Below are 22,383 nucleotides of genomic sequence, written 5' to 3' on the forward strand. Positions count from 1 at the left end.
CGACCTTATTTATTTTTATTTATTATTTAACTGAACAGATACTTTTCCTTTAAATTCATCTCCTTTAAAATTGATTCTATAACTTTTATAAGATTCTAAATGAATAGATTCTTTTTTATTCATTTTCCCTTTTGAAGCACTACCTATTTGAGTTAATTCTTTTCCTGTATAATCTACAATCGAGAAATCCATTAAACCATTTTTTTGTTTCACTTCATAATCTAATTCAAGTTCTATATCTTGATTTGTTTTCAAGAAATAATAAACTTCTCCTTGCATTTGTGTAAAGTCCAAAAAGATTTGATTATTATTTCGTCTAATAACTTTTGTTGCTGAATATGTTGTTCCTTCTGTTTTATAAATTCCATCAATACTTAAATATCTTGACGCATTCGTTGACACATTAGAAACAGTTGAAATTGTCACACAAGATTGTACCAACATCACTGCAAAACACAATAAAATAAATTTTCTCATAACATCATATCTTTACTATTAAGATGCATGTTTTATAAAAAAGTTACAGCAAAGGTTTAAATTCTATTCGTTTTTTCTCGCACCAACACACCCACAACACCTAAAATAACCACCTCATCATTTTCGTGTATTTGCACACAATCTTTGTAATTTGGATTTATCGCAATCAATTTATTGTTTATTTTATCAAAACGTTTCAACGTATAATCTTCATTATTAACGGAAACAATAATATCATCATGATGCAACGGAATAAGATCTGTCCGAATCACCAAAATATCATTTTTTTGATAAACAGGATACATCGAATCTCCGCCAACAACAATCAAAAAAGTAGATTCGGGATGCGTTAAATAACGTTCGTCCAAACTTATCTTATCATCTACAAAATCTTCCGCAGGCGAAGGAAATCCAGCATTTACATGACCAAAATTCGGAATATATTTTTTCTCACCATCTGTATTTATCACAAAAAGATTGAGTTCTTTGTCTAACATTTTTATCTCTCCATTCATTTTTTCTATCGTTTAATACACCACCAACAAATCTTTCCACTTGGTTGTATAACAAGGTGATAAATTATTTTGACGCATTTTCCACGTTTTATTCAACTCTTGCGAAGCTAATTTTATTTTTGCCGCACCAAATTTTTTGTTCAACAAATCGATGACTTTCATCAAATCTGGGTGATTTGGATTTTCTTCTTCAAAAAGCGATAATTGTTTTTGATCTGACGAAACAATTCCAGACACCACTACTCCAGCCTTTTTGTACTCATAACCATCTTTATAAATTTGCTCAAACGCTTTAATTGCAAATTTGGACAACGTTATACTTGAATTCGATTCGTAAGGTAAATGGACCGAAATTGTACGGTAATATTGTGGTTTATTTCTATCAAAATTATTGGTCTGAATAAAAACTGTAACCAAATTGCAAGAAGAATTCTGTTTCCGAAGTTTCTCTGCACACGAAACCGCAAAAGTAGCAACACGCTCTTTTACATATTCAAAATCGTTGGTATATTCTTCAAAACTACGCGTCGTTGCAATACTTTTCTTTGCCGAAATCGCTTCTAAATCTAACACCGCTTCACCTAACAAATCTTTTTTCAAACGCAAACCTACTATCGAAAATTCTTTCCGAAGAAAATCATCTTTTAATTGTACAAAATCCAACGCTTTATTGACACCGATCATTCTCAAACGTCGTGACATTCGTCTACCAATTCCCCAAACATCTTCGATATTTAACCATTTTAACGCTTTATGGATTTGTTCTTGCGTCTGAATAACATAAATTCCTTGATGAACTTCTGGAAATTTTTTCGCAATATGATTCGCTAATTTCGCCAAGGATTTTGTTGGAGCAATTCCGACACAAACTGGCAATTTTGTAAATTGATATATTTTAGATTTGATTTCTAATCCGTAATTTTTCAAATCAAAACGTTCAAATCCATTCAATTTTAAGAAACATTCGTCTATCGAATAAATTTCTTGATCAGGCGAATACAACGATAAAATCGACATTACACGACTGCTCATATCCGCATATAATTGATAATTTGACGAAAAAACTTTGATTTTTTTCTGTTCAAAAATACGCTGAAATTGATGCGCAGGCGCACCCATTGGAATTCCAGCTAACTTTGCTTCGGCAGAACGCGAAATTACACAACCATCATTATTAGACAATACTACAATTGGCTGATGAAGAAGCTTCGGTTGAAAAACACGATGGCAACTGGCGTAAAAATTATTACAATCTATCAATACGAACATAGTACAAAGTTGAGAAGTTAAAACGCCATATTGTGTCATCGAAAATGTTAATTTATTCCAAAACAAAAAAACCACTCAAATGAGTGGTTTGTATCCTTATTTAATTTTATATTTTTTATGTAAATCTTTTATTACAACAGTTGGTTCATAAACCGTTTGAAATTTTACTGGTTTACTGTTTTTGAAATATTGCACTTTCAGCCACGTATCATTATTATCTAACTTTGTATAGCTGTTACTTTTTTCCAATACTTTATCGTTCACTGTACTTAAAATTGCAAAATAATCGAAATTATTACGTTGACCAATTTCTGCTGCTCTCAACAAAGCATAGTCAAACGTTTTGTCTTTTTTATTGTATTCGTTTCCATCAAAACTAACAATATACGTATCATTGTTCACCTTTTCTTCGGTATACCCACCTGTACCATTATCTTTTTGGTATGCAACAGCCTTGCTGTTATGACAACTTGCTAAAGCAAAAATAAATGCTGTAGCACATAAAATTTGAGTTAATTTTTTCATATCATTATAATTTAGTTATTGTTCTTTAACAAAAGTTGTTCCTTTTAAGATATGTTTTTGATATTTCTAAATATTTTCTTAACAAATTATTTTTGAATAAAATGCTTTGTTATAAACATTTCTGATTAACAGTGTGTTTATTAAACATTTAAAATCAATTTTGGCACAACATATTTAACATTCTATTAACTAATTGATTCTAATAAAAATCATTTAAGTTTTAATGCTTTATCTGATAAACTCGCCTATTTTTGTAATTCAATTATAAGTAATGAGTAAATTAGAAAAATATCTATTTTCTACCAGAACCATGACGGTCTTGCTATTCATCTACGCAATCGCCATGGGTTATGCCACTTTCATTGAAAATGACTACGATACGGCTACTGCAAAAGCTGTTATTTACGAGGCAAAGTGGTTTGAGGTATTAATGATTTGGTTGATCGTTTTGTTCTTAATGAATATCAAACGATACCGATTATGGTCAAAGGAAAAATTGCCTTTGTTGGTTTTCCACTTAGCATTTTTGTTTATTTTTATTGGAGGAGGAATTACTCGTTACATCAGTTTCGAGGGTGAAATGCCTATTCCAGAAGGAGGAACAAGTAACGAAATTACATCGTACAAATCTTATTTCAAGATGATGGTTGATGATGGTACACAACGTTTAGCGTACGACAATCATCAATACAACATGACATATTTTGACAGAAAAGATAGTACAAGTTCTTTGTTCCATAGACACTTTGAAGGTGAATATCAGTTCAAAGATAAAGTCATTAAATTAAAAACTTTTGATTACGTACCTCACGCTTTAGATACAGTTGTAAGAAAAAAAGAAGGAATTAATGTTTTAGAAATCGTAACAGTTGGACAAACTGGACGTAATTCTGTTTTCATCAGAAATGGTGAAATCAAAAGTGTTAATGGAACTTTAGTTTCGTACAATAGACCGCAAGATGGTGCTGTACAAATTACTGGAGAAGGAGAAAATTTGGTTATCAAATCACCTTTCGAAGGAGAATATGTACAAATGGTTGGACAACAAGTTGGACAAATTACAGACATGCAGAAATTGCAAGAAGGTGCTGGAAAAGTTGAGTTTAATGTTCCTGCTCCATTAAAATTACGTTCATTGTATACAATCAACGGAGCGCAATTTGTAGTTCCAAATCCGGCTTTCAAAGGAGAAGTTTTATATAGACAAGGTTCTAAATTTAAAGCAGAAGAAAAAAATCTACCTGGTGCAATTAGAGCCGAAGTTATTGTTGGTGATAAACGCGATACAGTGACGATTGTTGGTGGAAAAGGTGTCACAAATTATTCTGCTGACGTACAAATTGACGGAATGAATATTTCGTTAGGTTACGGTTCAAAATTAGTAAAAGTTCCATTTAGCATTCGTTTAGATGACTTTATTTTAGATCGTTACCCTGGCTCTACAAATCCTTCTTCTTTCGAATCTAACATTACAGTTATCGACGAAGGAAAAGAAACAAAACATCACATTTATATGAACAATGTAATGGATTATAAAGGTTACCGTTTCTTCCAATCGAGTTATTTCCCAACAGAAGACGGAACTATTTTACAAGTTAACCAAGACTGGTGGGGAACTAACATTACTTATTTAGGATACTTCTTATTATTTGGGGGAATGTTTGTTTCATTATTCTGGAAAGGAACTCGTTTTACACAATTAAACTCTTTATTAAAAAGTTTACATACCAAAAAAGTAAATATTTTACTTCCATTATTTTTACTTTCTGGATTAGCATTTGCTCAAAATCCAAGTACTACTGATGGCGAAAAAAATGGACATCAAAAAATTCAGACTGATTCGGAAAAAGGTAATGTTCATTCATCGGAGCACATTGGTAGTTTTTCTACAAAAATGGCTGATGGTGATGAATTAGCGAAGAACGTAAAAATTCCGGACGAGCACGCTGATAAATTTGGTCATTTACTTACACAAGATATCGAAGGACGTATAAAACCTGTTAATACGCAAGCTTTAGAAATCCTTAGAAAAGTTTATAAAAAAGATAAATTCCACGGATTATCTGCCAATAAATGGTTTATTTCTTTGCAATTAGACCCTGCTTATTGGGTAAATGCTCCGATGATTGAAGTTGGAGATAAAGGAGGAGATCGTTTAAAGAAAATTACAAACGCAAACGAAGATGGTTACACATCTTTAATGAATTTGATCGATCCAAAAACGACTCGTTTTAAATTAGATAAAGCCTATAACGAGGCATTCTCAAGAAAACCTTCAGAGCGTTCTAAATTTGATGAGGAAGTAATTAAGGTTACAGAGCGTTTCAATATTTTAGATCAAACTGCAAAAGGATATCAATTAAAAATAATTCCAGTTCAGAATGATCCTTCAGAGCGTTGGACTTCTTGGATTTATCAAACACAAGAAAATCCTGTAGAAATCGATACAATGGCACTTGGAATGATTAGTGTTTATTTTAACATGGTTTCGAAAGGATTAGAAAATGGTAATTGGACGCCTGCAGATAATGCGGTAGATTATATCGATAAATACCAACAAAAATGGGGTAAAAATGTTGTGCCTTCTCCAACAAAAGTTGAGATAGAAGTGTTATACAACAAATACAACGTTTTCTTTTGGGTGATGATTGCTTATTGTATGATTGGTGGAGTCTTAATGATTTTATCATTCATTCAGTTATTTTCAGAAAGCAAAGCACTTCATCGAATTATCAATGTTTGTTTGGGATTAATATTTATTGTCTTTATCGTACAAGCCGCAGGACTTGGTGTTCGTTGGTATTTAACTGGACACGCACCTTGGTCTAACGGTTACGAAGCCATTGTATTTATTTCATGGATTAGTGTTTTAGCTGGATTGTTATTATACAAAAACCGAAACGCATTTATTCCAACAACAGGAGCTATGGTTGCTGTAATTATGATGGGATTTGCGCACGGAGGTTCTATGTTAGATCCACAAATTACACCATTAGTACCTGTACTAAAATCGTATTGGTTAATTGTACACGTTGCGATTATCGTTTCATCTTATGGTTTCTTCGGATTAAGTGCTGTTTTAGGAGTTTTCTCATTAATTATCATGATGATTAAGCCAAATAAAAAGATTGAAATTTCGCTAAAAGAAATGACTTACGTTTCTGAAATGTCATTAACAATTGGTATTTTCTTACTTACTGTTGGTACATTCTTAGGAGGTATGTGGGCAAACGAATCTTGGGGACGTTACTGGTCTTGGGATCCAAAAGAAACTTGGGCTTTCGTTTCAGTAATTGTTTATGCAGTCGTTTTACACATGCGTTTAGTTCCAGGATTAAGAGGAAAATTAACTTTCAACATCGCTGCAATGTGGGCCGTTTGGACAGTAATTATGACGTATTTTGGCGTTAACTATTACTTATCTGGATTACATTCATACGCAGCCGGAGATCCAATTCCAATTCCATTTTGGGTTCCTGCAACAGCAGTCGCAATGTTAGTTTTATCTATTGCAGCTTGGTATTTCCAAAACAAAGTTTACCATGTAAAATCAAAAGATTAATTTCTTTGAATATTATAAATGTTAAAAGCTCATCGAAAGGTGAGCTTTTTTTATTTTGGTTTTAATAATCATTAAATATAATTTTTAAAACCTAGACGTTAAAGAAATCTATATTATTAATGATACAAAATAGATTCTTAGAAGAAGCTTATATTTTATAAAACTAAAAAAAGGTAATCCAAAAACTCGGATTACCTTTTTAATTTGAAAAATATTTAAAAGAATTGTTTTATTTAAAATCAGCGTCAGAAACGTTTTTATTAATTTCTACTGATTCAATTACTATTTTAGCTGTTTGAGGTCCAGCTTCTGTTAAAATTTCTGTTGGCATTAAAATACCTTCAAAAGTTTTATATTCTTTGTTTATCGTCGTCGCAACCATTTCTCCTTGTGGAGATTTCATTTTTTGTTCAGACTTCATTAACAAGCCAGTTTTTACATCATAATAATCTGTACGAGAAATATCAGCAGCAACAACTTTGTAATATTCAACTCCGTTTTCAGAAACGATTCCTTCTACTTTAGCCGTTTTATAACCTTCTGATAATGGTACAAACAAAGAATTTGTTTTCTTTAAAGGTGCTGTCAATTCAGCTGGTAAGTCAAATTTTTGTCCTTGTATAACAAATCCTTTTTCACCATCAAAAGCTTGTGTAACATTCATTCCACCTATACTCATAACCGTAATAGACTTGTTTGGAGCTAAATCCTTTTTTGTATAAGTTCCAGACATTCCCATCATCTCAATTTTTCCTTTTTGAGCAATCGATTTTACAGCTTTCACTTTGTCCGTACCACCAATAGCTTTGAAAAAATTATCTGTAATTTGAGCAACTGAAACAGTTGTAGTTTTTGCACCAGAAGTTGGTTTATCAGTTTTATTTCCGAAAGAATCGTAGTAATTAACTGAGTAACCTAGCTTTTCTAAAGCTGGAGCAATTTGCTCTAATTTCCCTGTTACATTGATTTTTGCTTGATCTGGACGGAAATATTTTTTCGAAACGCGTAATACATCATCAATTGTTACAGCATTAATATTTTTGATGTAATCTGCATAAAAACTATCTGATAATTGATTTGTTTTTTTCGTTAAAGCTTGGTTAGCAACCGTAGAAGGACTTTCTAAAGTCAAGATAAAGTTTCCTAAGAATTTCGCTTTTACATCATTCAACGTTTGCTGATCAATTTTGTTTAACGTCATCCCTTTGATTTCCTTCATCGTCTCAACGATTGCAGAATCCGTCACTTCGTTACGAACAGTTGCATTTGTATTGAAACGTCCAATGTAACGAGAATCAGAAACTCCCCCACGTGCACCATATGTCCAACCATGCGCTTCACGAAGATTCATATTCAATTTCGAATTGAAATCTCCCCCTAAAATAGACGACGCAATTAACGCTGCATAATAATCTGGATCTTTCTTCGTTAACTGAACTGGATACGAAACTGAAACCACAGATTGCACTGCATTAGGCATATTAATCGCGTTTAATTCCGTTTTTGTAACCTCTTCTACTTTTGGAAATGCTGGAATATTTAATTTTCCTGCTTGCCAAGAATTAAAGTTTTTCTTCGCCAATGCTTTTACATCTTTTGTCGAGATATCTCCAACAACAATCAAATAAGCATTGTTTGGTTTGTAGTAGGTATTGTAGTAATCCTTCACATCTTGCAATGTAATTTTCTCAATTTGGGCTGGTGTATCAAATTCTGAGAAAGGATTATTTTTTCCATAAACTAATATGTTCGAAACCCGAGATGCTGCAGCTTCTACAGATTTTTCATTCGATTTTAAACCTTCGATGTAGCGTTTTTTAACATCCGCAAATTCACTTTCAGTAAAGTTTGGATTCATAGCTCCATCTGCCATATAACCAAAAATCTCATTGAAATATTTAGTCAAAGAACTTGCAGAAGCTCCTTCCTCCCAAAAGTTAACACGAGCACCTAAAAACTCAATACGTTTATTGAAATCATCTTTGGATTTTGTTTTCGTTCCTGTTCCTAACATTTCGCTCAACAAAGACTCTGCTCCTTTTTTTGCACCTAATGCAAATGGTGGATTATCGATGGTTAATGTTGCTGAAACTCGTGGTAATTTATGATTTTCAACAACGATAACTGTTAAACCATTTTTTAATTTGAATTCGTTCGATTTTCCTAAATTAACCGTCGGTGCTGGACCTGGTTTTGGCATTGGAATCGCCACTTGCGCATTTAAGCTAACTGCCATAAAAGCGATTGCAAGAGATAATATTTTTGTTTTCATAATTCGGTTGTTTTTTATTTTGCAGCTTTTTTAGATTCTGGTAAATAATGAATAATTACACGTTGGTTTTTGTTTAGATACTTTTTAGCAACATTGCGAATATCTTCTCTTGTTACAGATTGATAAATTTTCAATTCTTCGTTGATTTTATTTGTATCTCCGCCCAACATATAAGCATCCGCTAAAGCATGTGCAATGTTTTGAACACCCGATTTTGAAGCCACAAAACTATTTTCAATTCCATTTAAGATTTTTTGGTAATCTTCTTCAGAAATCAAATTTGTTTGAACTTTTTCTATATCTTGTTGTAAATCTCCTTCTAATTTATCCAAAGAAACTTCTCCTTGAGGTAAAATTCCGATTGAATAAATTCCGTAATCTTCCATTTGACGATTGAAAGCAAATATTTGTAATGCTTCTTTTTTCTCGTCAACATATTTTTTATATAAAACTGATGATTTTCCACCTGTTAAATAGCTTGATAACATTTCTAATGCATAAGCATCTTTTGATTTGTTATCTGGCGTACGATAATTAATCGCCAATAAAGGAATCTGAATATTTGCATCATATTCTGTTGCACGAATTTCTGATGTAATTGGATCTTCCTTCTCAACAGTTTTCACAACATCTTTTCCTCTTGGAATTACACCAAAATATTTCTCAATTAATTTCTTTGCTTCGTCTTTATTAAAATCACCCGCAACAACTAATACAGCATTATTTGGCACATAAAAAGTTTGACTAAAGTGTTTGAAATCGTCTAATTTTGCATTACTCAAATCCTCAAAAGAACCAATTACACTCCAACGGTAAGGATGTTTTTTGAAAACATGAGGATTAACCGCTTCTCCGTACGAAAATTTACCATAAGGTTGATTGTCTAAACGAGAACGTTTTTCTTCTTTTACAACTTCTTTTTGTGTATCAACACCAATTTGATTGATGATTGGCTGACGCAAACGATCAGATTCCATCCATAATCCTAATTCTAAATTATTTGATGGAAAAGTTTCGTAATAATATGTTCTGTCCGTTGTTGTATTCGCATTGTTAGAACCTCCGTGAGAAGAAACAATTTTGAACCATTCTCCTCTCTTAATATTCTCCGTTCCTTCGAATAATAAATGCTCAAAAAAGTGTGCAAAACCTGTTTTACCAACTTGCTCATCTTTCGAACCTACGTGATACATAACACCTGTTGTAATAACTGGAGCAGAATTATCTTGATGAAGGATAACATGCAATCCGTTTGGTAGAGTATACTCATCAAATTTTATTTGCTGACCAAATAAAGCTGATCCTGCAAATAAAATAGACATAAAAATTTTCTTCATTTAGTAATTTTTAAGTTTTTTATCTATTATGCTTATGTAACATTAGTAGCAGTTTTTTTGAAAATGTTACACCAAATTTGCATAATAATTAAAAAAAGTAAAATAATACACGTCTATTGATTTAGTAGGCATTTGTATTAATTTACAACAATATTTCATAATATACCTATAGTAATTGTTATTGTATTTGCTATAGATTTGTAAAAATCGAGAGAAAAAAATGGATTTTATAGAGTTTTTTGGTTTTGTAGGTGCCTTCTTCATCGGATTAATTATGGGAGTTCTTGGTGGTGGTGGATCTATTTTAGCCGTTCCTATTTTAGCGTATATTTTTCATTTCGACGAAAAAATTGCTACTGCTTATTCATTATCCATCGTTGGATCGACAGGATTGATTGGAGGAATAAAACAAGCTTCGCAAAAAATGGTTGATTGGAAAGTCGTTTTTCAATTTGGATTACCAGCTGTTGTTGGAATTACATTGGTTCGTGCATTTTTAATTCCTGCCCTACCAAGTAATTTATTTTCTATAGGCGATTTTATCGTCACACGTCGAATGGCAATGTTTGGTTTATTCGCTATTCTGATGGTTTTCGCAGCTATTTCTATGTTAAAAGGTAAGAAAGAAGAACAAATTAATCAGAAAAATGATAAGCTAAATCCTGTTTTATTAATTCAAGGATTTTTAATCGGAGGATTAACAGGAATGGTTGGTGCTGGCGGTGGTTTTTTGATTGTTCCGGCATTAATGATGGTTGCAAAATTAGATATGAAAAAAGCTTCGGCAACTTCGTTGGTAATTATTGCCATCAATTCACTTATCGGATTTTTTATTGGTGATGCTTTACACATCAAGATTGATTGGAGTTTCTTGAGTGTTTTCATTGGAATTTCTATGGTTGGAATTCTTGTCGGAACCTACATCAACAAATTTTTACCAGTACAATTTCTAAAGCGAACATTTGCTATCTTTATTATTTTAATGGCTATTTTTATGTTCATCGAAGAATTTATAATTCAATAATTTAAAGTATGGAACTGAACGAAAACTTTTGGAACGATAAATACACCACAAATCAAACTGGTTGGGATTTAAAAGCTCCTTCTACTCCGCTAAAAGAGTATATCGATCAATTAGAAGATAAAAATATCCGTATTTTGATTCCTGGTTGTGGAAATGCTTACGAAGCAGAATACCTTTTGGAACAAGGTTTTACAAATATTACATTGATTGATATTTCGGAAATTGTAGTTGAAAAAATCAAAGAAAAATTTAAACATAATCCCAATATCAAAGTTCTTCATCAAGATTTTTTTGAGTTAGATGGTGAGTTTGATTTGATTTTAGAGCAAACTTTTTTCTGTGCGTTAGATCCAAAATTACGTCAAAATTATAGCATCAAAATGAATGAACTATTAGCCGAAAACGGAAAATTAGTTGGTGTATTATTTAACAGAGAATTCAAAAATGACACGCCACCTTTTGGAGGTAATAAAACTGAATATCAGACGTATTTCAACGATTATTTTGATTTCAAAGTCATGGAAAATTGTTACAATTCTATTCCGCCAAGAGCAAAAACTGAATTATTTATTAATCTAAAAAAGATTGCCAAATAACCTATGATTTCATTCATAAATTTTAGGCTAACTATCAATCTTATTTGAGTTTAAATAGAAGAAAAGTATCAGAATTCATCCATCAGAGGAAAATTCTAAATTTAAATATTTGTATTTTTACACACTAAATCATTCTTATGAAAATTGAACAAATTTACACCGGATGTCTTGCGCAAGGTGCTTATTATATAGAAAGCAATGGTGAAGTTGCAATTATTGATCCATTGAGAGAAACACAATCTTATATCGATCAAGCGACAAAAGACAATGCAAAAATCAAATACATTTTCGAAACGCATTTTCATGCAGACTTCGTTTCTGGACATGTAGATTTAGCTCAAAAAACTGGTGCTACAATTATTTATGGTCCAACTGCAGAACCAAATTTTGATGCACATATCGCAACTGATGGCGAAGTTTTTTCTTTAGGAAATATAACTATTACAGCTTTACACACGCCAGGTCATACAATGGAGAGTACAACGTATTTGTTGAAAGATGAAAACGGTAAAGATTATGCAATTTTTACAGGAGATACTTTATTTATTGGTGATGTTGGTCGTCCAGATTTAGCTCAAAAATTAAATACAGATTTAACGCAAGAAAAATTAGCTGGTTATTTATTTGATTCTTTACGAAACAAAATTATGCCTTTGGCTGACGATATTATCGTATATCCTGCACATGGAGCGGGTTCTGCTTGTGGAAAAAATATGAGTAAAGAAACTTTTGACACATTAGGAAATCAAAAACAAATGAATTATGCTTTGAATCCTACTATGACAAAAGAAGAATTTATTACTGAATTAACTTCAGGATTAATGCCTCCTCCATTCTATTTTCCAGAAAATGTGATGATGAATAAATTAGGTGTCGAATCTTTGGATGTTGTGAAAGAACGTGCGAACAAAGCTTTATCTCCAGACGAATTTATTCAAGTTGCGGAAGATACAAATGCTTTAATTTTAGATGTTCGCGATCCGCAAACTTTCGCAGCAGGATTTATTCCAAATTCTATCAATATCGGAATTAGAGGAAATTTTGCACCATGGGTTGGTACATTAATTACAGATATCAAACAACCAATTTTGTTAATTGCAGAAATTGGTGAAGAAGAGGAAGCGGTAACACGTTTGGCTCGTGTCGGATATGACAATGTAATCGGATTTTTGAACAATGGTTTCCAAGCTTGGGTTGAGGCTGAAAAAGATTTCGATGAAATTGTTTCGGTTTCTCCAGAAGAGTTTGTAGAGTTAGTTGATGAAACTGAATTAAAAATTTTGGACGTTCGTAAGCCAGGTGAATACGAAACTTCTCACGTAGAAGGTGCAATTACAGCTCCTTTAGATTTCATAAATGAATCTATGAAATTAATCGATCCTGAAGAAACCTATTTAGTACATTGTGCAGGAGGTTATCGATCGATGATTTTCACTTCAATTTTACGCGCTCGCGGTTACGAAAATTTGATTGACGTTGCTGGAGGTTTTGGTAAAATAAAAGAAGTTGAAGGTGTAAAAATTGTAGAAGGAACTTCGCCTTGTCAATCAGGATATAATTCTTGTTCAACGAAATAAACAATTTATTTTAAAAAATAACGTTATAGCCTTGTGATAAACAAGGCTTTTTTTATATTCGTCATCTAAATTCATTCAATGAAAAAATTGTTATTCATCGCTACTCTTTTTACATGTATTACCGCTTTTGCTCAACAGAAAATACATGGAGCTGAATCGTTTGCGTTAACTATTCCGAAAGATTTTCAGCGTACAGTTGGGTTAAATGATTATGCAACTATTCAGTTTGAAAGTCTTGCTCCAAAGCCAAATTCGTATGGTTTTGTGATTTTTGAACACAAAGATGAATTAAAATTAGCAGATTCTAATTTAGATATGATTGATTATACGCTAAATTCTATCGAGCCATATAAAACACAAAAAGGGTTTAATTACATCAAAAAACCTTATGTTGCCTACGAACAGGGATTCAATTATGCCTATACCGAATTTGAAACAAATAATCCCGAATCTGGTCATATTTATTTCCTACAAACTGTAATCGAAACGAAAGAATTTGTCTATCAGATTTTACAATATTGCAGTTTCGAAAATCAAAAAATAATGAAAAGCGATTTTGTCAAAATTGTAAATAGCTTCAAAGTAGAATAAAACTTTAAATTTAAAAAAAAAAAAAACAATACTTTATATGAAGAAAATTTTATTGGCTTTTACGCTAATGTTATGTCTTATGAACAATACAAATGCGCAGTCAACAATAATTGGCTCTGAAGCTTTCTCTGTAAATTTACCAGCTGGATATCAGCGAACAATTGGTACAAATGATTTTTCTATAGTACAATGGGAAAATAATGACAGTACAGCTTATGGTTTTATCATTACTGAAAATATTGATGAATTAAAACTAGGTAATATTTCTGATGATTTAGCTTCTTACATGGATATAATGGTTTCAAATTATTCTAGTAATCCTAAGTTTAAATCTTTAAATACAAAACAATTTAAAACAAGTAAAGGAAAAGAAACTTTTCAAAAACAAATTAGTTATTACAATGAAGAATTAGAGTCTAATGTTTATCTACAAATCAATATTTTTAAGACAAAAAATTTCATCTATCAAGTAGTCAATTTTGGTAGTGACGATTTCTTAAAAAATTCAAAAGAATATACAGATTACATTATCAATAATATCGATTTACCTTTTTAAAAATCATAAAAAACCTTCCTATTTCGGAAGGTTTTTGTTTTTTTGTTCTATCCAAAGTGACATATATTTTGTACTTTGATGATGATGATGTTGCAAAATTTGACCAATAAAATTTAGATTTCGATGTTGAATTAAATTTTCTTCAATCGATTTAATTTTCTCTAAAAAGTCAGCTTCAAATTTAGTTTTAATGTAATTTTCGTTCAGAATTTTGATTCCATTTTGTTGAGCAATTTCCCACTCTTTCTCATTATTGTAAAGCAAAATAGCTTTCTCCACAAACGCTTCAAAATCATCTTCTACAAAACCATTCCAATCAAAATTATCTTTCATTGCTTCTGCTCCAATCGTAGTCGTAACCGAAGGAGTTCCAGTTTGCATTGCATCTACAAACTTTCCTTTTACACCTGCACCAAAATTAATCGGAGCCAACAAAATTTTGTAATTTGACATCGTTTCTTGCGCATTTTCTGCTCTACTTTTGATCAAAAAACGTTCGGAAGGATTATTCAATTGCAAAACTTTTTGCGTTGCATAAGCGCCATAAATATGTAATTCAGCTTTCGGAAGTTTCTTTCTCAAAATTGGCCAAATTTCTTTTTTTAAGGTCTGAACACAATTAAAATTAGGTTCATGAATAAAATTTCCGATAAACATAAAATGTTCTCTTTCTTCAAAATTTTTCCAAGAATTGATTTTTTCATTTGTAATTTCATTTTCTAAAAAAGGTAAATAATACAAGATTTTTTCATCAATTTTAAATTGATTTTGAAGAATATCCATTTCCTTTTTCGAAATCATCAACGATAAATCACAGCGTAAAATAGAAGCTATTTCTCGTTTTGCTAAATCAGAAAACAATAAATCTTCTGTAAATTCTATTCCTTTTTTAGCTGCTTCTTGTCGCGCATTTCGTAGAAAATGTAAATCTTCTGTGTCCAAAATTTTCAATGCATTTGGACATTCTTTCGAAACGCGCCAACCATATTGTTCTTCAATCATAAAACGATCAAAAAGAACAATTTCAGGATTTAATTCTCTTACAAAATCATCAAAACTATCATCATTTAACTGAATTTCAACTTCTTTTATTCCTTTCAAAATCAAATCAAAACTATAATCAGATTTTGAAGCAGCACACGCAAAAGTTATCTCAAATTCAGTTTTTTTGAAACAATCGATTAACTGAATCATTCGAGTTCCTGCCGCAGAAGAAGTTGGTTCTGGCCAAACTTGACCAATGATTAAAAGTTTTTTCATCCCACAAAATTACACTTTCTGTTTCTTAATTGGAAGATTAAATATTATACACACAATTTGGCTTATTTTAATGTAAATTTGCAGCTAAAATTATATAAAATGTCTTATCAAACTGTTTTTGAAGAATTTTTCGAGCAAGTAAAATCAAGTATCAAAGAAGGAACTTTTGCAAAACTTACAATGGCCAAAACTATTGGAGATACTGATCTTAAAAATATTTTTGTTCGTTTACATCTTTTAGAAAATAATGAGTACAATTTTGCCTTCACATTTCGTTATAAAACCGAAGAAGTTGAGCAATTTCATAGTGTTGAACAGACTTTTTTAATTTTGAGTTCTTACATCAAAAATCCATTTACAAACGCTTTATTATTTACAATTGAGAAAGATTTAATTTTTAAAGTCAATAAAAAGAATGCTGCAAGTTTAACAGAGCAAGCTCCAACTTTTAAACATGCTTCGGATGTGATGTTAGAAATGATTGAAAAGAAAACCATTTAGAAAACGATTTTTCACATTCAATCTTTAAACAATATAATTTCGTAAATTTGGACTTAATATTTTTCGAAAAATGCTTGGATTAAAACTTTTGACAGACCCACGTTGGGCTGATATTGCGGAAAGAAATTTAGAAGAAATTTTAACAGACCATGCGTGGTGTGAGCAAAAAGCGGCAACAAATGCGATTACAATGATTGCGTATAATTCTGAACATGACGAATTTATTCAAGAAATGTCAGATATTGCCATCGAAGAAATGCAACATTTCAAAATGGTTGTAGAAATTATCGAGCGTCGTGGATACAAATTAGGTCGCGAGCGTAAAGATGATTACGTTGGTCAGTTGATGAAATTTTGTAAAAAAGATGGTTCTCGTAATATGGCTTTTGTGGATCGTTTATTATTCGCAGCGATGATTGAAGCTAGAAGTTGTGAACGTTTCAGAACATTATCACAAAATATTAATGACGAAGAATTAGCAAAATTTTACTATGATTTGATGGTTTCGGAAGCAAATCATTATACTACTTTCTTAAATTTTGCTCGAAAACTTTCCACTGATGTTGATGTGGACAAACGTTGGAAAGAATGGTTGGATTTCGAAGGAAAATTGATTCAATCTTATGGAAATAAAGAAGCAATTCACGGATAAAAACCCGTTTAAAAATAAGAAAAAAGAGTTCATTCAAATTTAATAGAATGAACTCTTTTTTCTTTCCTATCCTACATCAATTTAAATCTAAAATTCTATACGTAAATTTGACTAAATCTAAAATAGAATAGGAATGTTTGGCGATCTACATATTGATCCTAAAACTGGTTATACGCAAACTCCTCAACAACGTATGAGTGAGATTATAGAAGAAGTGAAATTAATGGACGAAATTGGATTAGATTTCTTTGGAATTAGAGAGCATCATCGTCCTGATTACGCAGTTTCTTCTCCAGAAATTATTTTGGCTGCTTTGTCTACAGTTACAAAAAATATTAAGTTGGGAAGTGCCGTTTCTGTCATCAGTTCTACAGATCTCGTAAAGTTGTATCAAGATTTTGCTAGTGTTGACAATTTATCGAATGGACGTGCTGAAATTATGGCTGGACGCGGTTCATTCATCGAATCTTTCCCTCTTTTCGGTTATGATTTAAACGATTACGATGCTCTTTTTGATGAAAAACTTCGATTACTTTTAGATTTAAATAAAAACGAAGTAATAAACTGGCGAGGAAAGTTTAGAATGCCAATTATTAATCAAAGTGTTTATCCAAAACCTGTGCAAGAAAAACTACCTATTTGGATTGCTGTTGGCGGAACAAAATCATCAATTGTACGTGCTGCAACATTAGGTTTACCTATTATTTTCGCAATTATTGGAGGCAATCCTGCTGATTTTAACTATCTGTTCGAAATTTATAAACAAGTTTATATCGAAAATGGACATGACATAAATAAAATGCAAATTGGCGTTCACATGCATTCTTTTTTTGGAGAGCATGGCGAAAAAGTTGCTGAAGAATATTTTCCAATTTATGGCGCACAAATGAATAGAATTGGGGCAAGTAGAGGTTGGCCAAAATATAGAAAACAACAATTTGATTATGGACGTTCTACAAATGGACATTTGATTGTTGGAGACGCTTCTTTGGCGGTTGATCGTATTTTGAAATATCAGGAAATGTTTGGTTTAACTCGTTTTTCTGCTCACATGGATGTTGGAGCGCCAAATCATTTGGATATGATGAAATCTATCGAAATTTTTGGAAAAGATATTTTACCAAAAGTGAAAAAGGTAACAAAATAAATTTAACATATACTGACAAAAGACACGATTCGTTTTCGTGTCTTTTTTTATTTTCGTTAAAATTGAATGAATGAAGAAAATATTAGCCTGTTTTATTGTTTTAGCCAACTTCGGTGTGCAAGCACAAGAAAGTAATTTTAGAACTTGGAATACCTTAAATATCAATCAAAAAATCAATAAAGATTTTAATTTTCAGTCGGATATACAATATCGTTCGTACGAAGATTTAGATCAGTTACAACAACTTTTGATTCGTGGAGGAATTGGTTACAACTTAACCGAAAATAACAATACAGTGTTAGCTGGTTACGCCTACATTCAGAACAGAACACCTACTTCTACCGATGATTATGCACATAGTCACGAGCATCGTTTGTATCAACAATTCAATACAAAACATACTTTACAACGTTTTAATTTTGCCCATCGCTTTCGTGTCGAAGAACGCTTTTTAGAAAATGATACACAATTTAGATTTCGTTATCAATTGACTGCAACTATTCCTCTAAATAATGCCAAATTAATCGAAAACACGTGGTATTTGAAAGCGTATGATGAGATTTTTCTACAAGCTGTAAAAGATAAAACGTTTGATAGAAATCGACTTGGTTTAAGCTTTGGTTACGTTATTTCGCCTACTTTTAGTTTAGAAGCTGGTTACATGTTACAAAGTCTTAAAGCATCTCATACTGATCATTTGATGATTGGATTAACAGTTAATAATCTGATAAAATAGAGTCTTATCTTGGTTAGAATAATTTACACTTGATTATATGAAAGTTAAGCTAAATGGAAAAACAAAAGTAAAATGCACTATTTTTATTGATAAATCAATAACTTTATTAAAATAGCTTACTAATTACTCTATAAAATAAGACCAAGGTATATCAAATCTTCCTCGTCTTTCTGCTACTTTAAGCTTTTCTCCTTCAAAACTTGAGTAATACTTTTTATAATCTACTTTTATCTCTTTTTCTATAAATGTATTGTTCCAATCTTCAATTATTAAATAATAACTACTACCTCCTTTACTATTTTTCTTAATTTTTTTCAAAATCTGAGTTTCATAAATTTGAGGAGTAGATTGATCATACTTACAATTAATGAATATAACAGAATAAATAGAAAATACTTCAATTAATATTATGATAAAAACATTATAAACAAAATTTTTCTTGTTGTAAATCAATATTTTAAATTGATTAAAATAATAGATTATTAAGATTAATAACGCTATAACACTCGAAGGAACCCATACATTTTTATAATCTAAGACATTGTAATCCATAGCGGTTCTAATGATTAATCCAAAACAAGATAACATAAAACCTATAGAAATTGTTGGAAGATTTGGTCTAATTTCAGGCTCAATTGAGATCAAACCTCGATAATATCTAACTAAAATGATGCAAAAAATAGGATAAACAAAAGATAAATAAATTAAAATTTCATTAAAAAACTGAAAAACTAATGTACTCAAACCGAAAATGCATCCAATAATATTAATTAATAAAGCCGTTCTTTTCAACGACTTTAAATCAGTAAATTTTTGTTCAATAATAACTAAATCTAAAAAATTCATAAAATCTAAAAATCCGCTCAATGAGCGGATTTTCTATTTGTAATAAAATATATCATTTCCTATTAAGCTTCACAAGAAGAACAAGAAACTAAGTTTGCAACTAATTCCTTAGAAACTGATTGTGAACGCTGATAGTACAATGTTTTTACACCTAATTGCCAAGCTTCGATCATCAAACGGTTAACTTCTTTCACAGGTAAATCTGGTGGAATATTTAGGTTTAATGACTGCGATTGATCTACATATTTTTGACGAATCGCTGCTTGTTGAACAATTTCTAATTGAGAAATTTCTTTGAATGTTTTGAACACATCTTTTTCCTCTTTTGTCAATTGTTCTAAATGTTGCACAGAGCCACCATTCAACATGATTTCGCGCCAAATATCTTCGTTATCGATTCCTTTTTCTTGTAATAATTTAGTCAAATATTTATTCTTACGCATAAAGTTTCCTTTCGATAAACCTGCTTTGTAATAATTTGAAGCAAACGGCTCAATTCCTGGAGAAGTTTGTCCTAAAATCGCAGAAGAAGACGTAGTTGGTGCAATTGCACAAGTTGTTGTATTACGACGTCCGTAGCCTTTTAAAACCTCTGGTTCACCATAAATACGAGCTAATTCTTCCGAAGCTTTATCTGCTTTAGATTGAATATGCTTGAAAATTTCTGTTGTACGTAATTTCGCTTCCATTCCTTCAAAAGGAATCATGTTGCGTTGTAAGTAAGAGTGCCACCCTAATACACCTAAACCTAATGCACGGTGACGTTTTGCAAAACGATTAGCTGATGCTAAATAATGATTTCCTTCTGTTTTTTCGATGAATTCTTGTAAAACTGCATCTAAAAAGAAAATTGCTAAACGTACTGCCTCAGTATCTTTCCATTCATCGTATAGCTCTAAGTTCATAGAAGATAAACAACAAATAAATGATTCATCAGCAGATGAAGGCAACATAATTTCTGAACAAAGATTAGAAGCATTAATTGACATTCCTAAATCTTTGTAAACCTGTGGTTTATTTTTATTTACGTTATCTGTAAAGAATAAATATGGTAATCCTTTTTCTTGACGTGATTCTAAAACTTTCGCCCAAATTTGACGTTTATCCGCATCTCCATCAATCATTTCTTGCATCCAATAATCTGGCACACAAACACCATAAAATAAATTCTGAATTGAACTTCCTATCGATTTAATTTTCAAAAATTCTTCGATATCATCATGGTCAATATCCAAATAAGCCGCAAAAGCTCCACGACGTGTAGAACCTTGAGAAACCACATTCATCGCAGAATTGAACAATTCCATAAACGAAACAGCACCACTACTCTTTCCGTTATCTGTAATCGCCGCTCCACGCTCACGTAATTCACCAAAATAACCAGAAGTACCACCACCGATTTTAGTTTGCATAATAACTTCTCCTAATTTATGCGTAATTCCTTCAATACTATCTGGAATATGAACATTGAAACAAGAAATTGGTAAACCACGCTCTGTTCCCATATTTGCCCAAATTGGAGATGATAAACTCATCCAACCTCTTTCTATCATTTCTTTGAAAGATTCTTGCAATTCTGGTTTGTATAAACGTTTTGCAGCCGCAGCCGTGATACGATCTATAGCTCCTTCAACTGTTTCCCCTTTCAATAAATAACCTCTATTCAAAATTTGTTCAGATTCAGAGTTTTTCCACCATAATTTTGGTGCTTCACCGTCAAAAAATATATTTTGAATGTCGTCGTGTGGTATTGGATTGTCCATAGCTTTAGAATTTATAATGATATGATATTGTTAAATAATTTTATTTATAGTTGTGTTTTTGATAAAAAGTTTTGGCGGTTTAAAATAAATCGTCGGCCGAAATACTTTTGTCGTGTTTAGTATAATCTACTGGTCTTTTTGCGAAGAAATCATCTAAGCTACTTGCAAAAACTTCTTCCTCAAACCAAGCCATCGGCTTATATTGTTCTTGGGAAATATGAAATATTTTTTTGTATCCAATTTTAGCAATTGCTTCATCAATACGGTATTTCATATAATTTAATAAATCTGCTTTTGAGTAATAACTAAATTCTCCTTTCTCGAAAATCCAATCTAACATCATTTCTTCTTGGTCAATATAACCACGAACAGCAGTTTCTACCCAATTTTGATCTAATTCCTCTGGTAATAAACCTTCTTCACGAATTTTATTAATCAAATAAATCCCAGCATTTGCGTGAATTTGCTCATCTGTAGATGTCCAAGCAATGATATTTGCTGTATTTTTCATTAAACCATCAAAACGTGTAAATGCCAAAATATTTGCAAATTTCGAGAATAACGAACTATCTTCGATTACCAATGCAAAGAACAATAATTTCTCTACAATTGATTTGTTCTCGTCACGCATAATTTCTCCAACAAACGTATTATAACTTTTGAAAATTGGATTTTGCAAGGCTACATTAAACTCATCTAAATAACCATTTACCTCCAAAATACGCGAATACGCTTCACTATGTCTAAACTCACATTCTGCAAAAGTAGCACCTAATCCATTCAATTCTGGCTTTGGAAAATAATGATACAAATCTCCCCAAAATCCTTTTACCGTTACCTCTACTTGCGCAATTGATAAAATAGAACGTTTGTGAATTTCGCGTTTCGCATCATCTAAATTAGCATGATAATCTTGGATATCTGAAGTAAAATCTACTTCTCCGTGTACCCAATATGCTTTTTGGATTGCTTCTGTAAAGGTTAAAATTTCAGGATATTCAAATGGTTTATAATTTACCCTTTTATCAAAAATAGACATAGTTTTTTGGACTTTTTAGATTAATAAACTTTGGTAAAAACGAATTCTTTCATCAAAATAAATGAAGTTGGTTCTTTTATTTTATTTAGAAATTTGAACCTCAATAGGGTTACATTCTCGTTTCAATTACTCATCGAT

Annotated in this window: 20 protein-coding genes; 10 read left to right on the top strand and 10 right to left on the bottom strand. The window is 31.5% G+C overall.

Annotated elements, in window-relative coordinates:
• Positions 1-15 precede the first annotated feature (15 nt).
• The 4 genes from B4G36_RS02630 to B4G36_RS02645 all read right to left on the bottom strand — a co-directional run bounded on the left by B4G36_RS02630 (position 16) and on the right by B4G36_RS02645 (position 2,786).
• Entirely contained in the window at positions 16-477 is a 462-nt protein-coding gene (locus tag B4G36_RS02630) for a hypothetical protein (RefSeq protein WP_291061768.1), read from the bottom strand.
• A gap of 56 nt (positions 478-533) precedes the next feature.
• Positions 534-992, bottom strand: a complete 459-nt coding sequence (locus B4G36_RS02635) for a LexA family protein (protein ID WP_280063004.1) — start codon at positions 990-992, stop codon at positions 534-536.
• Positions 993-1,004: 12 nt separating this feature from the next.
• Positions 1,005-2,261 carry a Y-family DNA polymerase gene (locus tag B4G36_RS02640; RefSeq protein ID WP_291061771.1) on the bottom strand — a complete coding sequence of 419 codons (1,257 nt, stop codon included), beginning with the start codon at positions 2,259-2,261 and terminating at the stop codon, positions 1,005-1,007.
• A gap of 96 nt (positions 2,262-2,357) precedes the next feature.
• Complete coding sequence (locus tag B4G36_RS02645) at positions 2,358-2,786, bottom strand: CC0125/CC1285 family lipoprotein (protein WP_291061773.1); 429 nt, start codon at positions 2,784-2,786, stop codon at positions 2,358-2,360.
• Positions 2,787-3,057: 271 nt separating this feature from the next.
• Here B4G36_RS02645 and ccsA point away from each other — a divergent pair, with 271 nt between their 5' ends.
• Complete coding sequence (ccsA, locus tag B4G36_RS02650) at positions 3,058-6,348, top strand: cytochrome c biogenesis protein (RefSeq protein ID WP_291061775.1); 3,291 nt, start codon at positions 3,058-3,060, stop codon at positions 6,346-6,348.
• Between the two features lie 229 nt (positions 6,349-6,577).
• On the opposite strand, the gene B4G36_RS02655 is transcribed toward ccsA, so the two are convergent.
• Both B4G36_RS02655 and B4G36_RS02660 read right to left on the bottom strand, forming a co-directional pair.
• Positions 6,578-8,620, bottom strand: coding sequence for a M16 family metallopeptidase (locus B4G36_RS02655; protein WP_291061777.1), 2,043 nt, complete (start codon positions 8,618-8,620; stop codon positions 6,578-6,580).
• Positions 8,621-8,634: 14 nt separating this feature from the next.
• Positions 8,635-9,957: a M16 family metallopeptidase gene (locus B4G36_RS02660; RefSeq protein ID WP_291061779.1), complete on the bottom strand. Its 1,323-nt coding sequence runs from the start codon at positions 9,955-9,957 to the stop codon at positions 8,635-8,637.
• 220 nt (positions 9,958-10,177) lie between these two features.
• Here B4G36_RS02660 and B4G36_RS02665 point away from each other — a divergent pair, with 220 nt between their 5' ends.
• The 5 genes from B4G36_RS02665 (at position 10,178) to B4G36_RS02685 (ending at position 14,301) form a co-directional block, all read left to right on the top strand.
• The gene (locus B4G36_RS02665) at positions 10,178-10,981 is read left to right on the top strand and encodes a sulfite exporter TauE/SafE family protein (RefSeq protein ID WP_291061781.1); all 804 of its coding nucleotides are present in this window, start codon (positions 10,178-10,180) and stop codon (positions 10,979-10,981) included.
• Between the two features lie 8 nt (positions 10,982-10,989).
• Positions 10,990-11,577 carry a methyltransferase domain-containing protein gene (locus B4G36_RS02670; RefSeq protein WP_291061783.1) on the top strand — a complete coding sequence of 196 codons (588 nt, stop codon included), beginning with the start codon at positions 10,990-10,992 and terminating at the stop codon, positions 11,575-11,577.
• A 137-nt stretch (positions 11,578-11,714) separates the two neighbouring features.
• Positions 11,715-13,154, top strand: a complete 1,440-nt coding sequence (locus B4G36_RS02675) for an MBL fold metallo-hydrolase (RefSeq protein ID WP_291061785.1) — start codon at positions 11,715-11,717, stop codon at positions 13,152-13,154.
• A 78-nt stretch (positions 13,155-13,232) separates the two neighbouring features.
• Positions 13,233-13,745: a hypothetical protein gene (locus tag B4G36_RS02680; RefSeq protein WP_291061787.1), complete on the top strand. Its 513-nt coding sequence runs from the start codon at positions 13,233-13,235 to the stop codon at positions 13,743-13,745.
• A gap of 37 nt (positions 13,746-13,782) precedes the next feature.
• The gene (locus tag B4G36_RS02685) at positions 13,783-14,301 is read left to right on the top strand and encodes a hypothetical protein (RefSeq protein ID WP_291061789.1); all 519 of its coding nucleotides are present in this window, start codon (positions 13,783-13,785) and stop codon (positions 14,299-14,301) included.
• A gap of 18 nt (positions 14,302-14,319) precedes the next feature.
• Here the strand turns inward: B4G36_RS02685 and B4G36_RS02690 are convergent, their stop codons facing one another.
• The gene (locus B4G36_RS02690) at positions 14,320-15,561 is read right to left on the bottom strand and encodes a glycosyltransferase (RefSeq protein ID WP_291061791.1); all 1,242 of its coding nucleotides are present in this window, start codon (positions 15,559-15,561) and stop codon (positions 14,320-14,322) included.
• Between the two features lie 99 nt (positions 15,562-15,660).
• On the opposite strand from B4G36_RS02690, the gene B4G36_RS02695 reads away from it, so the two are divergent.
• From B4G36_RS02695 to B4G36_RS02710, 4 genes are all read left to right on the top strand, one after another.
• Entirely contained in the window at positions 15,661-16,062 is a 402-nt protein-coding gene (locus B4G36_RS02695; protein WP_280051750.1) for a hypothetical protein, read from the top strand.
• A 70-nt stretch (positions 16,063-16,132) separates the two neighbouring features.
• Positions 16,133-16,714 (top strand): tRNA-(ms[2]io[6]A)-hydroxylase, encoded by a 582-nt coding sequence (locus B4G36_RS02700; protein ID WP_291061793.1) that lies wholly within the window; start codon positions 16,133-16,135, stop codon positions 16,712-16,714.
• 133 nt (positions 16,715-16,847) lie between these two features.
• On the top strand, positions 16,848-17,861 hold the full coding sequence (locus B4G36_RS02705) for an LLM class flavin-dependent oxidoreductase (protein WP_291061795.1): 1,014 nt from the start codon (positions 16,848-16,850) through the stop codon (positions 17,859-17,861).
• A 70-nt stretch (positions 17,862-17,931) separates the two neighbouring features.
• Positions 17,932-18,597: a DUF2490 domain-containing protein gene (locus tag B4G36_RS02710; RefSeq protein WP_125350203.1), complete on the top strand. Its 666-nt coding sequence runs from the start codon at positions 17,932-17,934 to the stop codon at positions 18,595-18,597.
• A gap of 123 nt (positions 18,598-18,720) precedes the next feature.
• Here the strand turns inward: B4G36_RS02710 and B4G36_RS02715 are convergent, their stop codons facing one another.
• The 3 genes from B4G36_RS02715 to B4G36_RS02725 form a co-directional block, all read right to left on the bottom strand.
• Entirely contained in the window at positions 18,721-19,443 is a 723-nt protein-coding gene (locus tag B4G36_RS02715; RefSeq protein WP_280062991.1) for a hypothetical protein, read from the bottom strand.
• Positions 19,444-19,505: 62 nt separating this feature from the next.
• Positions 19,506-21,206, bottom strand: coding sequence for a ribonucleoside-diphosphate reductase subunit alpha (locus B4G36_RS02720; protein ID WP_115001235.1), 1,701 nt, complete (start codon positions 21,204-21,206; stop codon positions 19,506-19,508).
• A gap of 79 nt (positions 21,207-21,285) precedes the next feature.
• Entirely contained in the window at positions 21,286-22,245 is a 960-nt protein-coding gene (locus tag B4G36_RS02725; protein WP_291061799.1) for a ribonucleotide-diphosphate reductase subunit beta, read from the bottom strand.
• Positions 22,246-22,383: the final 138 nt, after the last annotated feature.

It is taken from the genome of Empedobacter sp. UBA3239 (genome assembly GCF_002362875.1).
Taxonomy (GTDB): domain Bacteria; phylum Bacteroidota; class Bacteroidia; order Flavobacteriales; family Weeksellaceae; genus Empedobacter; species Empedobacter falsenii_B.